The organism is Campylobacter sp. MIT 12-8780 (assembly GCF_006864535.1).
In the GTDB taxonomy this organism is placed as follows: domain Bacteria; phylum Campylobacterota; class Campylobacteria; order Campylobacterales; family Campylobacteraceae; genus Campylobacter_D.
Genome location: NZ_QHLL01000008.1, coordinates 34,861 through 49,585 on the forward strand (window position 1 = coordinate 34,861; position 14,725 = coordinate 49,585).

Sequence of the window (14,725 nt, forward strand, 5' to 3'; positions counted from 1 at the left end):
TAAAATAAACTTAAAAAAAGCATTTTTTCTTTTTTGGAAATAAGAATTTTTAATTTTTGTTATCATTGAGCTTATGAGGTGAAAAACAAGAGTAGTCTCAAATTCTTTTTTAGGAGCAAACAATGCAAGAAGTTGTTATTGTAAGTGCGAAAAGAACCGCGTTGGGTTCTTTTATGGGTAGCTTGAAAAACACCAAAGCGGTGGATCTAGCAAGTGCTGTTGCTAAGGCGATTTTCGCAGAAACTAAGATTGATCCAAATCTTGTTGATGAAGTGATTTTAGGACAAATCCTTCAAGCAGGACAAGGACAAAACTCTGCTAGACAAGTCTTAATCAATAGCGGAATTGATCAAAGCAAATCTGCTTTTACGATCAACAAAGTATGTGGCTCTGGACTTAAAGCCATAGGTTTAGCACAGCAAAGCATAGCTCTAGGAGATGCTGAAGTGATACTTGCAGGTGGAGCTGAGAATATGTCAATGTCTCCTTATTTGCTCGAAGGAATTCGAGAAGGCTATAAAATGGGCGATAAAAAAGTCGTTGATAGCATGATTAAAGATGCTTTATCTTGCGCTTTTAATAATTATCATATGGGTATTACTGCTGAAAATTTGGTAAAAAAATACGGCTTAACAAGAGATGAACAAGACAAATTTGCTCTTGAGTCTCAAATCAAAGCTAAAAAAGCCTTAGAATCAGGCGTTTTTAAAGATGAGATCGTGCCTATAACATTAAAAAGCAAAAAAGGCGACACTATCTTTGATAAAGATGAGTTTGTAAAACTTGATGCAAGTGCTGAAGGACTTAATAAACTCAAACCAGCCTTTGACAAAGAAGGTTCAGTAACAGCTGGAAATTCATCAGGTATCAATGATGGAGCAGCCCTAGTGCTTGTGATGAGTAAGGCAAAAGCTCAAGCTTTAAATCTTCCTATACTAGCCACAATCAAAGCCGTAGCAGCAGCTGGAGTTGATCCAAGTATCATGGGTATAGGAGCAGCAGCAGCAGCTCAAAAAGTGCTTGATAAAGCTAAGATGAGTATCAATGATATCGATGTAATCGAAGCAAATGAAGCTTTTGCAGCCCAATCTCTAGCGTGCTTAAAAGAGCTAAAACCAAATGATCTTTCCAAAATCAATATCAATGGTGGAGCTATAGCTTTAGGACATCCAGTTGGTGCAAGTGGAGCAAGAATCACCGTAAGCTTACTTCACGAGATGAAAAGAAGAAAAGCAAAACACGGCTTAGCAACTCTATGTATAGGTGGCGGGCAGGGAATCGCTGCTATTTTTGAAAGGAATGAATAATGAAAAAAATCTCTGCAAAAGAAGCGGCAGCTTTAATCAAAGATGGTGATTCTGTAATGATGGGTGGCTTTTTGGGTTGTGGCACAGCGCATAAATGTGTTGATGCCCTGCTTGAAGCTGGAACAAAGAATTTAACAATGATAGGCAATGACACAGCTATGGCTGATTATAGTTATGGTAAGCTTGTTGTGGCTGGACAGCTAAAAAAAGTCATCGCCACTCACATAGGCACAAACAAAGAAACCGGAAGATTGATGAGTGAAGGACAACTTGAAGTTGATCTTGTGCCACAAGGAACTTTAGCTGAGAGGATAAGAGCTGGAGGATATGGACTTGGTGGTGTGCTTGTAACTACAGGACTTGGCACTGATGTAGCTAAGGGTAAAGATATAGTTAAAGTTGATGGTAAAGAGTTCTTGCTTGAAAAGGCTTTGCGTGCAAAAGTTGCACTTATCTATGCTACAAAGGCTGATAAATACGGCAATCTAAGCTATGATGGCACAACAAGAAATTTTAATGTCGTAATGGCTATGGCGGCTGATATAGTCATCGTTGAAGTTGAAGAATTTGTCGATGGTGCCTTAGATCCAAACCAAGTGATCATTCCTGGCGTCGTGGTTGATTACATAGTAGAAAGCAAAAAGGAGAAATAATGGCACTAAGCAAAGAAGAAATCGTTGCTCTTATCGTGAAAAGAGTAGCAAAAGACTTTAAAGATGGGGATTTAGTAAATTTAGGTATAGGTATGCCAACTCAAGCAGCAAACTACTTACCAAGTGGAGTTGAGATCATTATGCAATCAGAAAATGGTATGCTTAAAATGGGACCAGCGCCAGCTGAAAAAAATCCACGCGTTACAAACGCAGGCGGACAGGCTTCATCTATACTAGAAGGGGGTATGTTTTTTGACTCAAGCTTTTCTTTTGGCTTGATTCGTGGCGGGCATGTTGATATTACTGTGCTTGGCGGACTTGAGGTTGATGAGCAAGGTAATCTTGCAAACTGGATTATCCCGGGCAAATTAGTGCCGGGTATGGGCGGGGCAATGGACCTTGTCAATGGAACAAAAAAAGTGATCGTGGTTATGGAACATACTGATAAAAATGGCAATTCAAAGCTTAAAAAAGCGTGCTCTTTGCCGTTAACCGGTGCAAAATGCGTTAATCGCGTGATCACTGAACTTGGGGTGTTTGATTTTGAAAATGGCAAAATGAAACTTGTTGAACTTCAAGGCGAAGCAACTTTAGATGAGGTGAAAGCTAAAACTGAAGCAAACTTTGAAGTATGCATTTAAAGGACTAATATGATAGGTGCAATTTCATCTTTTATGACGAGGGTGGTTCAGCGTTATTTACCTGATCCACTTGTTTTTGCGATCATCTTGAGTGTGATCGTTTTTGTTTGGGGGTATTTCGTTGTTGATGTTTCAAGTGCAGCAGCTTTAAAAGCGGCTGGATCAGCAGCAGCTGGAGAAACTCCAAGCGCATTGATGTCAATGACAAGATTTTGGGGTGATGGTTTTTGGAATTTACTAGCCTTTACTACTCAAATGGCGATGATAGTGGTTACTGGTTTTGCGCTAGCTAGCTCTGAACCAGTAAAAAAGCTTTTAAAAATTTGTGCTTCTTATGCGAAGACTCCAAAACAAGCTGTGGCTTTAGTGGCGTTTTTTGGTGGTGTTGCAAGTGCGATTAACTGGGGCTTTGGACTAGTTATTGGTGCGCTTTTTGCAAAACAAATCGCAAGAAATTTAAAGGCTGTAGATTATGGCTTACTTATAGCTTGCGCTTATATAGGCTTTATGACTTGGGGTGGAGGCTTAAGCGGTTCTATGCCACTTTCAGCTGCAAGTGCGGACAATGGTATAGTACAAAAATACCTTGCTGGTGTGCCTATCCCTTTAACTGATACAGTTTTTACTTGGTATAATGGCTTTACTATACTTTGCTTACTTGTTTTTATGCCGATTTTAGTAACTTATATGGTGCCAAAAGAACCAAAAGTTGTCGATCCAGCACTTTTAGCTGAAGAGCCAAGCTATCAAAAAGAACTTCCAAAAGATGCTCCTCCAGCACTTAAAATGGAAGAAAGCAAATCTTTAGCTTATATTATCGTGCTTGTGGGTGTGGTATATTTGGTGGATTATTTTATGAAAAAAGGCTTTGCTGGGCTTGATTTAAATAGAGTTAATCTCATCTTTTTAGTCGGTGGGCTTGCGCTTCATAAAACACCTATGGCATATATGAGAGCCATTCAAGGTGCGGCTCGATCTACGGCTGGAATTTTAGTGCAGTTTCCTTTTTATGCGGCGATTGCTTTGATGATGGAAGATTCTGGGCTTGGAGGCTTAATCACTGACTTTTTCATCGATATAGCCAATAAAGACAATTACGCCGTTTGGGCATTTTTCAGCTCAGCAGCAATTAATTTTGCTGTGCCTTCAGGTGGAGGACACTGGGTTATACAAGGACCTTTTGTTTTAGAAGCAGCTAAAGAGCTTGGTGCTGATCTTGGAAAAGCCACTATGGCTATAGCATATGGTGAACAATGGGCAAATATGGCTCAGCCTTTCTGGGCTTTACCAGCCTTAGCTATAGCTGGACTTGGTGTAAGAGATATCATGGGCTTTTGTATCACTGCTTTGATCTTTTCTTTACCGATCTTTGTAATTTCTTTGTGGTTTATACCATAAAGCTTTAAATTTTTAATCTTGCTTTGTTTGACTCAATTTGCTTTTTCTTGACAAAGCAAGATTAACTTAGTCTTACTTTTTACCTTCATTTAAGCCAAAAATCATTATAATCAAACAAAAATACAAAGGAAAACCATGTGTAAAGATTGCGGTTGCTCACTTACCCATGAGCACACTCACGAGCATACTCACAAAGATGGACACTCACATACTCATTCACACAAGCATAGTCACGATCATGCCCACCCAACCTTAAACGAGTCAAAAAGCGTAGAAGTAATTACAAAAATTTTAAGCCAAAATGATCATGAAGCAGGGCATAATAGAAAACATTTTAATGAAAACAAAGTCTTATGTTTAAATTTAATGAGTTCTCCAGGAAGCGGCAAAACCACGCTTTTAGAAAGCACCATAAAGGCTTTAAAAGCTGAGCTTAAAATCAGCGTCATTGAAGGGGACTTAGAAACTGAAAATGATGCTAAAAGGGTAAGGGAAGCTGGAGCAAATGCTTATCAAATCACCACAGGACAAAGCTGTCATTTAGATGCTTTTATGGTGCATGAGGCTTTGCACCACTTAAATTTAGCAGATACTGATCTGCTTTTCATCGAAAATGTAGGCAATCTTGTTTGTCCTGCAAGCTATGATTTAGGGCAGCATATCAATGTAGTGCTTTTAAGCGTAACTGAGGGCAGTGATAAGCCAGCAAAATATCCAGTAATGTTTAAAAAAGCTGATCTTGTCATCATTTCAAAGGCTGATTTAGCTTCTTTGTTTGATTTTGATACAGATGAAGCCATAAAAGAGTGCAAAAAACTCAATCCAAAAGTAGAAATTATCGCTCTTGATGCAAAAAACGGCACAAATTTAGAACTTTGGTTTAAATACCTAAGACTTAAAAAGGAGTTAAATTAATGTGTTTATCTATACCATCTGAAATTTTAGAAATTGACGAGCTTAATAATGCTGTGGTACAAACCTTAGGCGTAAAAAGAAGGGTAAATTTGGATTTGATTGCTGAGCCCTGTAAAGTGGGAGATTTTGTGCTTATTCATGTAGGCGTGGCTATGGAAAAGATCGATAAAGAATACGCAAAAGAAAGCATAAAAGCTTATCAAGAAATAGTCCAGCAAATGCAAAGCGGAGAAATAGATGAAAATGAAGGGAATTTAGGATACCATGAACTTCATCGATGAATACAGAGATAAAAACACCATTTTAGCTTTTAAAAAGCTTATTGAAAAAGAGCTTAAAAAGCCTGTTAATATCATGGAAATTTGCGGTGGGCATACACATAGTATTATGAAATTTGCCCTGCCGTCTATACTGCCAAAAGAAATTAACTTTGTGCATGGTCCAGGCTGTCCGGTGTGCGTTATGCCTAGAACTCGCATTGATATGGCGATTAAGCTTGCTTCTATGCCAAGCTCTATCTTTTGCACCTTAGGGGATTTGCTAAGAGTGCCTGGAAGCACTATATCCTTACTTGAACTTCGTGCAAAAGGCGGTGATGTAAGGGCTTTGTATTCGCCTCTTGAAGTGCTTAAAATCGCCGAGCAAAACCCAGAAAAAACCATCATCTTTTTTGCCATAGGTTTTGAAACCACGACGCCTATGAGTGCATTACTCCTTGAAAAAGTCATAGAAAAAGGCTTAAAAAATGTCTTTTTTCATATCAATCATATCACCGTGCCAGCTCCAATTCACGCTATAATGAATGATGAAAATGTCAAAATCGATGCCTTTTTAGGACCTTCTCATGTAAGCGTTATCACAGGTTATGAGCTTTATAAACCAATAGCTGAAAAATATCATACACCTATAGCTGTAAGTGGCTTTGAACCAGTTGATATTATGCAAAGCGTGCTTAATATAGTCCGCCAAGAAAACGCAGGCACTTATGAGGTGTATAATCAATACTCAAGAGCAGTAAGTGCTAAGGGCAATGAAAAGGCTCAAGAGCTTGTGAAGCGGTATTTTACAAGTTGTGATTTTGAATTTCGTGGGCTTGGAATGATCGCTGATTCTGGGCTTAAACTTAAGGATGAATTTGCAAGTTATGATGCTGAAAAGGTGTTTGATTGTAGCGTGCAAAGTAAAAATGAAAGCAAGGCTTGTATTTGTGGCAGTATATTAAGAGGTATAGCCAAGCCTTATGATTGCAAGGTTTTTGGCAAGGCTTGCACGCCTAAAACTCCAGTTGGTAGCTGTATGGTAAGTGGCGAGGGAGCTTGTGCGGCGTATTATAAATACTCAAAAGTAAATTAAAGGGCTATGATGAAAGAAATTCAACTTGCACATGGTGGCGGTGGCGAGGAGATGAACGAGCTTATAGCGGGGATTTTCAAGGCTTTAGATAATGAGATTTTACGCGAAGCAAATGATGCGGCTATACTTGGAAATTTAGCTTTAAGTACAGATTCATTTACTCTTAGCCCCATTTTTTTAGATGAAGAAGTAAATATAGGCAAGCTTTGTGTATGTGGAAGTATTAATGATGTTTTAATGGTAGGAGCTAAGCCTGAGTTTTTAAGTCTTGCTTTTATCATAGAAGAAGGCTTTAAAACACAAAAACTTGAAAAAATTCTTGCTAGCATTTATAAAGAATGCCAAAAAGCTGGGGTAAAAGTCGTGTGTGGAGACACCAAAGTCGTGCCAAAAGGTAAGGCTGATGAACTTTATATCAATACAACAGCACTTGGCACTATCACCCAAAAAGTGCAAACTAAGGACATAAAAGCTGGCTTATCTGTGCTTCTTTCAGGCGATATAGGCAGACACGGAGCAGCTGTTTTAGTGCAAAGAAATGAGCTTGAAGCTGAGGTAAAGAGTGATTGTAAGAGCTTAAAAGATGAGGTCTTAAGTCTTTTTGAGGCTCATATCAAGCCTCTTGCCATGCGTGATGCAACGCGTGGAGGCTTATCTGCTGTACTTAATGAGTGGGCAAGACAAAGTGGCTTTGATATACTTGTATTTGAGGAAAAAATCGCCGTTAAAGATGAGGTGGCTGGAGTATGCGAGCTTTTTGGCTTTGAGCCTTATGAGCTGGCAAATGAAGGTACCTTTGTGCTTTGCGTTGAAAAAAAAGATGAACAAAAAGCTCTTGAAATTTTAAGAACTTTTAATCCAAATGCAAATATAATAGGTGAAATTTTAAGCGAAAAAAAGGGCAGGGTTATACTTGAAAATGCTTTTGGAGCAAAACGTTTTTTAGAAGCTCCAAAAGGCGAACTTTTACCAAGAATTTGTTAATATGCACGAACTTAGCATAGTTGAGTCTTTAATCACGCTTTGCGAACAAAACGCAAAAGAGCAAAACGCTACGCAAATCAGCGAGGTTTATGTTAAAATAGGACGTTTAAGCGGTATAGAAAGTGAGCTTTTTAAACGTTGTTTTGATACTTTTAGGCTTAATTCAAGCTTTTGCAAGCAAGCTGAGCTTTTTATAGAACAAAGCGAACTTGAAATAACTTGTTTTGAGTGCGGACAAAATAGTATTTTAAAACAAAATGAGTTTAAATGCCCACATTGTCAAAGCACGGAGCTAAAAATCATCAGCGGAGAAGACTTGCTTTTGATGCGTTTGGTGATGAGCTAAATTTGATAGCTTGAGTTTTTGATAGAGCAAATTACTTCATCAGCCATACTTTTTACAATGATAGCTTTTTTTGAGTTGTGTTATCATGCGTTTTTTTCAAAGTCTGTTTTTATGTTAAAAATCAAGTTTAAATTTCGCCCACATACTGCGTCCGGGTTCAAATACCCTTTGGCTGATAGGATTATCAAGCATGCTGATCTCAACGCTGTTTTTAGATAAGTGATAAGCGTATAAAGTGTTTGTAAGATTGTCTATACCGAGTAAGAATGAAAAATTTTTATTTTTATAGCCTCCGTATAAATTTGCTGTATAAAAGCCAGCACTTCGCCCAAAGTCCCTTCCAACAACATTTCCATAGTCTTTTGCATAGCGCGTTTGTGCAGCTTGTGCATCAATGTCAAGGCGTAAAAGCCATGAGTTTGTGTCGATATAAAAAGCAAAACGCGTCTGTAAAGGGGCTATTCTTGGTAAAGGCGTGTTTGTTTTGGTGTTTTGAGCATAAGTATAGGAAAGATTGGCATAAAAATGATAAATTTCATCAAAAGAAATTTCACCTTCTATCTCGCCTCCATAGAGTTTAGCATTTGTTTGAAGCGCGGAGCTATTTGCCCAATTTATAAGTATATAATCATACATTCTTGAAGCAAAAAATGAGGCATTAAGATACAAATTTTCTGTCTTATAAATCGCTCCAAAGTCAAGCTGGGCGTTATTTTCAGATTTTAATTTTTCGCCATTGATTTTATTGATCTCCCAATAATCAGCCCCTCTTTGCGCATAACCAGCTCCAGCATACAAAGTCATCGCTTCTTGATAGTGCTCTAAGCGCACAAAAGCACTAACAAGTCCATCGCTTTTGTGTTTGTAACCGCCATTTGTTCGCATAGTTTTATAACGCAATGTTTTTAGCTCATCATATCTTGTGCCAAAAAATACACCCATATCTTTAAAGCCAAAGTATTGTCCTTGTAAAAAGCCGCCAATGCTTTGTTCAAGATAATTTGGAGTATAGGATTTACTAAAGGCATTTGTATCAGCTGTTTGGGCATTTGTGCCTAAGCCGCTACGAGAAGAGTGTTTGTCGTGGTTGTAATTTGTGCCAAGATAAAAAGAAAGTTCTTGACTTGCCTTATAGTTAAGTTCTGTTCTAAAGCCTGAATTTGTGCGTTTTGGATTGCTTAGCATAAACATAGAGCTTGTATTTGGGCGATGTGAGAAATTATCCATAATATGATCGATTTCATTATGCCACACACGAAAATCAATATACTCAAAAAGAGTATTAAGCTCTTGTTTTACTCTTAAATTAAAAGAAGTTCTATCAAAAGTGCGTCCGTCCATAGCACGATCTGCATACGAAGCAAAACCTTTGCCAAAGTCTGCATCAAGTTCTATACCTGTGCTTTCAAAGGGCGTGAGTGTGCCAATGAGGCTTAAAGACTCTCTTTTGTAGGCTGAATGCACACTTTGCTTGTTTGCAGTTTCATAATCATTGCTTGAATACCTTGAGCCAATGACACGCAAAGAACCAAGCTCATTCCCACCAAACATATCAGCATTAAGCTCAAGTTGGTTAAAGCTTGCGTAAAGCACGCTACTTTGAGCTTTCATCGTCGTTGTATCAAGCCTTTTAATATCTCTATCAAAAAGCACTCCCCCACTGATTAAATTCCCAAAGCGCACATCTTGAGGACCTTTTAGGGTAGTAATGGTATCATAATTTTCAGCAAATATATAAGAGATACTTGTATCCATTCGCCCGCCACAACCGCCATTTAAAATACCACCATTGATAAAAATAGGTAGCCTTGACGCACCTTGTGAGCGAAAAAATATCTCACTTCCACCACCACCTTTTCTTGCCATAGAAAAACCGGGCAGATTTAAGAAGGACTTAGCAAGATCGCCTGATTGCAAGAGTGTGTTTTTTGCAGAAAATTCCGTGTTGTTCGTAGCATCAAGTATATCTTTTTGCGCTGTGATTACAGAAGCTGATAGCTTTAGTGTGGAGTTTTTGTGATCTTGGGTTTTTTCATCTGCTAAGAGATAAAATGAATTTGATAAAAAAACTAAAATTAAAAAATATTGTCTTAAAAGTCGCATAGATAGAGGAATTTCCTTATTTTAAAATGATAACAATTATATAGTATTATATTAAAAGCAAACTGAATTTTATTATCTTGGGTTAAATTTTATAATGATAAAAAATGCTAAAATGACAAAATCATTTCAAAAGAGAGGTAAAATCCAATGCAAGTTATTTCTTGGGATAGGCTTGAATTTAAAGATGAGCAAGTTGGCATTAAAGTTCTTCATGAAAACGCAAATGCAAAAGAAATTCAAATCATTATGCCAAAACAAAGCGTGATGAAAGAGCATAAAGCTCCATTTGACATAAGTGTGCAGGTATTAAAAGGCGAGATTGAATTTAGTCTAGAAAATGAAATTTTTAAACTTAAAGCTCTTGATATGATAGCTTTAAGTGCAAATGTGCCACATTCTTTAAAGGCTTTAAAAGATAGCATCGTGCGTCTAAGCCTTGCTAAAACTGATAGTATCGCTAGGGTAAATGCTATTTTAAAGCCTTTGTAGAAAATTCAAGCTTTTTAAAAAAACTCACTTGCCTTGAGATAAAGACAAGTTAAGAGTAAGTTTAAGCTTTGTAATTTTGCACGAAAGTCTTAATGCGTTCTAAGCCTTTGATGATATTATCTAAACTTGTGGCATAAGAAAGGCGAAAATACCCTTCCATACCAAAGCCAATGCCCGGAACCACAGCCACTTTTTGCTCCTCTAAGAGTTTTTGGCAAAATTTCATAGAGTCTTTTTCAAGCCTTGAGATATTCACAAAAAGATAAAAGGCTCCTTGTGGTTTATATACGCTTAAATTTGGCATTTGTGCTAAAAGCTCTAAGGCTTTATCGCGTCTTTTTTCAAACTCAGCTCTCATAAATTCTAAGTCTTTATCAGCCTCACCAAGTAGGGCAGGGATAGCAGCGTGCTGGGTGATAGAGCAGATATTTGAAGTACTTTGTCCTTGCAGTTTTTTTACAGCCTTAATCAAATCCTTGTTTTTACTTGCCATATAGCCAAAACGCCAGCCTGGCATTGCCCCACATTTACTTAAACCATTTATAGTAACGCTTCTTTGTAGGGCATCTTCACTAAGGCTTGCAAAGGCGTGAAATTCAGTATTATCATAGCGAAGTTTTTCATACATTTCATCACTTAAAACGATGATATTTGTGCCTTCAAGCACCTTTGCTAAACTTAAAAGTTCATCTTTGCTATAAATAGCTCCTATAGGGTTGTTTGGGGAGTTTAAGATCAAAAGTTTTGTTTTTGAAGTGATAGCTTTTTTAAGCTGATTAGCTGTGATTTTAAAGCCGTTTTGCTCCTCACCCTCTATGAAAACAGGCTTTGCGCCGGCGTATTTTACCATTTCAGGATAGCTTACCCAATAAGGACTTGGGATAAGCACTTCATCATTTTCTTCTACAAGGCATTGAATACATTCAAAAAGTGAGTGCTTGGCTCCTACATTTGTGATGATTTCACTTATATCATAATCTAAATTATTGTCTTTTTTAAGCTTAAAAGCCACAGCTTTTAAAACCTCATTTGTGCCAGCTACAGCAGTGTATTTACCACAACCTTGCTGTATAGCTTTTATGGCTGCGTTTTTAATGACTTCTGGGGTGTCAAAGTCTGGCTCTCCAGCTGAAAAGCTCAGTATATCCTCGCCCTTAGCCTTAAGCTCATTTGCAAGCGCTGTGATAGCTAGAGTTATGGACTCGCCTAAAACTTGTGATCTTTTGCTTAACATTTTTACTCCTTTTTAAAGCTTGATTATAACAAAATTTAAATTTAAATTCCGTGAAAAAGAGCTAGAAAAATGCTCTTGTTTTTAGTTTTTACCCATATTTTATTTTTTACGATATAAAAAATGCCAATATTTTTATTTAAATTCAGTCTCATTTAAGAAAAAAAGTGTAAAATCCTATAATTTTTATTTCTAATAAATAAAGGATTTTTTTATGATGACTCAGATGCGTTAGTCTGGCTATCATCAAAAACTTTAGCGTTTTCGGTAGTCAGATTATTTTAGATGAAGCAAGCACAAATATTTTGACTATGAAAGGAAAACAAAATGAAATTAAAAACTCTACTTCTAGCCTCTATCTTAGGTTTAACCACTTACGCAAATGCAGAAAAAATCATCGTTGGAGCTACTCCTGTGCCTCATGCTGAGATCTTGCAGTTTATAAAGCCAAATTTAGCTAAAGCTGGCTTTGAGCTTGAGATTAAAGAATTTAACGATTATGTGCAACCAAACTTAGCTACAGATAGTGGCGAGCTTGATGCGAACTTCTTTCAGCATACACCATACTTAAATGAATTTAACAAAAACAAAGGCACAAAGCTTGTTAGTGTCGCTGGCATTCACCTTGAGCCTATGGGTGTGTATTCTAAGAAATTTAAAAATATCAAAGAGCTTAAAAATGGTGCAAAAATTGCTATTCCAAATGATCCGACAAATGAAAGCAGGGCTTTAAATATCATCGCTAGCACAAAAGCGATTGAGTTTAAAGACGCTCAAAAAGAGCTTAAAACTCCACTTGATATTAGCAAAAATGATCTTAAGCTTAAATTCCTAGAGCTTAAAGCTGCCCAGCTTCCAAGGGCTTTAGAAGATGCTGATTTTGCTGTGATTAATTCAAACTATGCTATGGCAGCAAATTTAAATCCGGTTAAGGATTCTCTTGTTATAGAAAGCAAAGATAGTCCTTATGTGAATATCTTAGTTGTAAAAGCTGGCAATGAAAACACAGCTAAAACCAAAGCTTTAATCAAAGCCTTACAAAGCAATGAAGTGAAAAAATTCATCGAAGAAAAATATCAAGGTGCGGTAATCCCAGCATTTTAAACCAAAGCTCCTTAAAAAAGGGGCTTGGCATACAAAGGAGTATATATGAAAATTAAAGCTTTTATTTTAGCGAGCTTGCTTTTTTTAACAAATTTGAGTGCAAATGATAAGATCATCACTATAGGAGCAACTCCGGTGCCTTTTGGTGAAATTTTAGAATTTGCAAAACCGCTTTTTAAACAAAAGGGCTATGAGCTTAAAATCGTTGAATTTAGCGATTATTCTATACCAAATAAAGCCTTGCTTGAAGGCTCACTGGATGCAAATTTATTTCAGCATAAGCCGTATTTAGATGAGTTTAACAAGGCAAATAAGACAGATTTACAAGCTGTTTTAAGTGTGGCTATCTTTCCTATGGGGGCGTATTCAAGAAAATTTAAGGATATAAGTGAGCTTAAAACTGGCTCAAGTGTAGCTGTGCCAAATGATCCTACAAATGAAAGTAGGGCTTTGGAAGTCCTTGAAAAAGCAAATTTAATCAAGCTTGATGGGAAAGTAGCTTTAAAAACCCCGCTTGATATTAGTTCTAATCCTAAAAAATTAAAATTTAAAGAGTTAAAAGCTGCTCAAGTTCCAAGGGCTTTAGAGGATGTGGATTTAGCGGTGATTAATACTAACTACGCTCTTGATTTTGGTTTAAAACCGCTTAAGGATTCTATTATCCTAGAGGATAAAAATAGTCCTTATGCAAATTTTCTTGCTGTGCGTAAAGAAGATATAAATTCAGCCAAAACTCAAGTTATAAAAGAAATTTTGCATAGTCAAGAAGTAAAGAAATTTATGCTTGAAAAATATGAGGGTAATATCATCCCAACTTTTTAGACAAAAATGCGTTTCAAAGCTTTGTTTTATAAGAATTTTTTTGTATGATAGTGTAAAAAAACTACGGAGCAAGGCTTTGATACGAAAAATTTGTTTTTTGTTATTTGTGCCGTTTTTAGCTTTTGGACTTGATACAAATCTAGAACAAGTAAAACTCGAACTTATCAAGACATATCAAAACAAATTCCCAACCCTTATCATCAAAGATATAGAGCTTCACACTAATTCTTTACCAAGGGACTTTTCACAATATAAATTTTTAAAACTTGCACAAGGTAAATTCAACCGAGCAAATGGTTATTTAAGAGCTGAATTTAAAAGCCCGCAAAACTTGCAAAGGAATATTTTTTTACGCTATTTTATCAAGGCTGATTTAGAGGTTTTAAGGGCAAATAAGGACTTAGAAAGAGGACAAAGCTTGAGTGCTTTTGATTATAATCTTGTTTTAATGAGTTTTGATAAAGTGCCTCAAGATGCTCTTTTGCGTGATGATGATCTTGATTTGATTGCTAAGACTACAATACGAAAAAATAGTATTTTGAAAAAAAATATGTTTAAAGGTAACAAGCTCATCAAAAAAAACAATACTATACAAGGCTTGCTTAAAGATGAAGGTTTAAATGTGCTGATTGAAGTAAGTGCCCTTGAAAGTGGCGATAAAGGCGAGATAATCAAAGTCAAAACTAAAGATGGCAAAGTTATGCAAGGACAGATTATCAACAAAAACGAGGTGCTTTTGCAATGAAAATTCTTGTTGGTATAAGTGGGGCAAGTAGTGTAAATTTAGGCTTTTCTTTGCTTAAGGCTTTAGAAAATATTGCTTTGCAAGAACAAAGATTACAAATTTATGCAGTGATAAGCGAGGGGGCAAAAACCAGCTTTTTAGCTGAAAATGTCCAGCAAAACTTAACTCATCAAGATGAGTTTTTATGCTTTTGCAAGGATAAATTTAAGCTTGAAAAAACGCAGTTTTTTGATGATAAAAACTTAGCTGTTGGGGTTTCAAGCGGTTCTTTTGGTATAGAAAAAACTATCATCGCCCCTTGTTCTATCAATACTCTAGCTCAAATTTATCAAGGCTTAGCTCATACTTTGCTTACTAGAGCTTGTGCTGTGGCTTTAAAGGAGCAAAAAAAGCTCATTTTAGGGGTAAGAGAACTGCCTTTTTCAACTTTAAATTTAAAACATATGTATAAGCTTTCTAAGATGGGCGTTTGTATAGCTCCTCCTGTAATGGCAAGCTATAGTAAGGCTTCAAGCTTAAAAGAACTTGAAAATTTCATCGTTGGCAAATGGCTTGATTTACTTGGCTTAAAACATGATTTATTTAAAAAATGGCAAAATGAGTTGGATTAAGCAAAAATTTGCTAGAATTCTTT

Annotated in this window: 16 protein-coding genes; 14 read left to right on the top strand and 2 right to left on the bottom strand. The window is 36.7% G+C overall.

The annotated features are described in order from the left end of the window. Positions 1-122 precede the first annotated feature (122 nt). The 9 genes from DMB95_RS07185 to hypA all read left to right on the top strand — a co-directional run bounded on the left by DMB95_RS07185 (position 123) and on the right by hypA (position 7,597). A complete protein-coding gene (locus tag DMB95_RS07185; protein WP_137632943.1) occupies positions 123-1,307 on the top strand; it encodes an acetyl-CoA C-acetyltransferase in 1,185 nt (394 codons plus the stop codon). After that, a complete protein-coding gene (locus DMB95_RS07190; RefSeq protein ID WP_137632944.1) occupies positions 1,307-1,960 on the top strand; it encodes a CoA transferase subunit A in 654 nt (217 codons plus the stop codon). Before DMB95_RS07185 ends, DMB95_RS07190 begins: the two co-directional genes overlap by 1 nt. Next, positions 1,960-2,601, top strand: a complete 642-nt coding sequence (locus tag DMB95_RS07195) for a 3-oxoacid CoA-transferase subunit B (protein ID WP_137632945.1) — start codon at positions 1,960-1,962, stop codon at positions 2,599-2,601. Before DMB95_RS07190 ends, DMB95_RS07195 begins: the two co-directional genes overlap by 1 nt. Before the next feature lie 9 nt (positions 2,602-2,610). After that, the gene (locus tag DMB95_RS07200) at positions 2,611-3,999 is read left to right on the top strand and encodes a short-chain fatty acid transporter (protein WP_137632946.1); all 1,389 of its coding nucleotides are present in this window, start codon (positions 2,611-2,613) and stop codon (positions 3,997-3,999) included. A 135-nt stretch (positions 4,000-4,134) separates the two neighbouring features. Beyond that, positions 4,135-4,914, top strand: a complete 780-nt coding sequence (hypB, locus tag DMB95_RS07205; protein ID WP_137632947.1) for a hydrogenase nickel incorporation protein HypB — start codon at positions 4,135-4,137, stop codon at positions 4,912-4,914. After that, the gene (locus DMB95_RS07210) at positions 4,914-5,195 is read left to right on the top strand and encodes a HypC/HybG/HupF family hydrogenase formation chaperone (RefSeq protein WP_142931506.1); all 282 of its coding nucleotides are present in this window, start codon (positions 4,914-4,916) and stop codon (positions 5,193-5,195) included. Before hypB ends, DMB95_RS07210 begins: the two co-directional genes overlap by 1 nt. After that, entirely contained in the window at positions 5,179-6,267 is a 1,089-nt protein-coding gene (hypD, locus tag DMB95_RS07215) for a hydrogenase formation protein HypD (RefSeq protein WP_142931507.1), read from the top strand. The genes DMB95_RS07210 and hypD overlap by 17 nt, the downstream gene beginning before the upstream one ends. Before the next feature lie 9 nt (positions 6,268-6,276). Continuing rightward, a complete protein-coding gene (hypE, locus tag DMB95_RS07220) occupies positions 6,277-7,251 on the top strand; it encodes a hydrogenase expression/formation protein HypE (protein WP_142931508.1) in 975 nt (324 codons plus the stop codon). 1 nt (position 7,252) lies between these two features. Continuing rightward, the gene (gene hypA / locus DMB95_RS07225) at positions 7,253-7,597 is read left to right on the top strand and encodes a hydrogenase maturation nickel metallochaperone HypA (protein WP_142931509.1); all 345 of its coding nucleotides are present in this window, start codon (positions 7,253-7,255) and stop codon (positions 7,595-7,597) included. Between the two features lie 114 nt (positions 7,598-7,711). On the opposite strand, the gene DMB95_RS07230 is transcribed toward hypA, so the two are convergent. After that, positions 7,712-9,700, bottom strand: coding sequence for a TonB-dependent receptor plug domain-containing protein (locus DMB95_RS07230; RefSeq protein ID WP_142931510.1), 1,989 nt, complete (start codon positions 9,698-9,700; stop codon positions 7,712-7,714). Between the two features lie 147 nt (positions 9,701-9,847). On the opposite strand from DMB95_RS07230, the gene DMB95_RS07235 reads away from it, so the two are divergent. Then, positions 9,848-10,189 (top strand): cupin domain-containing protein, encoded by a 342-nt coding sequence (locus tag DMB95_RS07235; RefSeq protein ID WP_142931511.1) that lies wholly within the window; start codon positions 9,848-9,850, stop codon positions 10,187-10,189. 61 nt (positions 10,190-10,250) lie between these two features. Here DMB95_RS07235 and DMB95_RS07240 read toward each other — a convergent pair whose 3' ends face one another. Then, positions 10,251-11,423: a pyridoxal phosphate-dependent aminotransferase gene (locus DMB95_RS07240; RefSeq protein ID WP_142931512.1), complete on the bottom strand. Its 1,173-nt coding sequence runs from the start codon at positions 11,421-11,423 to the stop codon at positions 10,251-10,253. A 324-nt stretch (positions 11,424-11,747) separates the two neighbouring features. On the opposite strand from DMB95_RS07240, the gene DMB95_RS07245 reads away from it, so the two are divergent. The 4 genes from DMB95_RS07245 to DMB95_RS07260 are packed head-to-tail and all read left to right on the top strand — an operon-like array spanning position 11,748 to position 14,702. Further along, on the top strand, positions 11,748-12,524 hold the full coding sequence (locus tag DMB95_RS07245; protein ID WP_142931513.1) for a MetQ/NlpA family ABC transporter substrate-binding protein: 777 nt from the start codon (positions 11,748-11,750) through the stop codon (positions 12,522-12,524). Positions 12,525-12,569: 45 nt separating this feature from the next. After that, a complete protein-coding gene (locus tag DMB95_RS07250; RefSeq protein WP_142931514.1) occupies positions 12,570-13,346 on the top strand; it encodes a MetQ/NlpA family ABC transporter substrate-binding protein in 777 nt (258 codons plus the stop codon). A 40-nt stretch (positions 13,347-13,386) separates the two neighbouring features. Continuing rightward, the gene (gene flgA, locus DMB95_RS07255; protein ID WP_260604835.1) at positions 13,387-14,091 is read left to right on the top strand and encodes a flagellar basal body P-ring formation chaperone FlgA; all 705 of its coding nucleotides are present in this window, start codon (positions 13,387-13,389) and stop codon (positions 14,089-14,091) included. Further along, positions 14,088-14,702 carry a UbiX family flavin prenyltransferase gene (locus DMB95_RS07260; RefSeq protein ID WP_142931516.1) on the top strand — a complete coding sequence of 205 codons (615 nt, stop codon included), beginning with the start codon at positions 14,088-14,090 and terminating at the stop codon, positions 14,700-14,702. Before flgA ends, DMB95_RS07260 begins: the two co-directional genes overlap by 4 nt. Positions 14,703-14,725 lie beyond the last annotated feature (23 nt).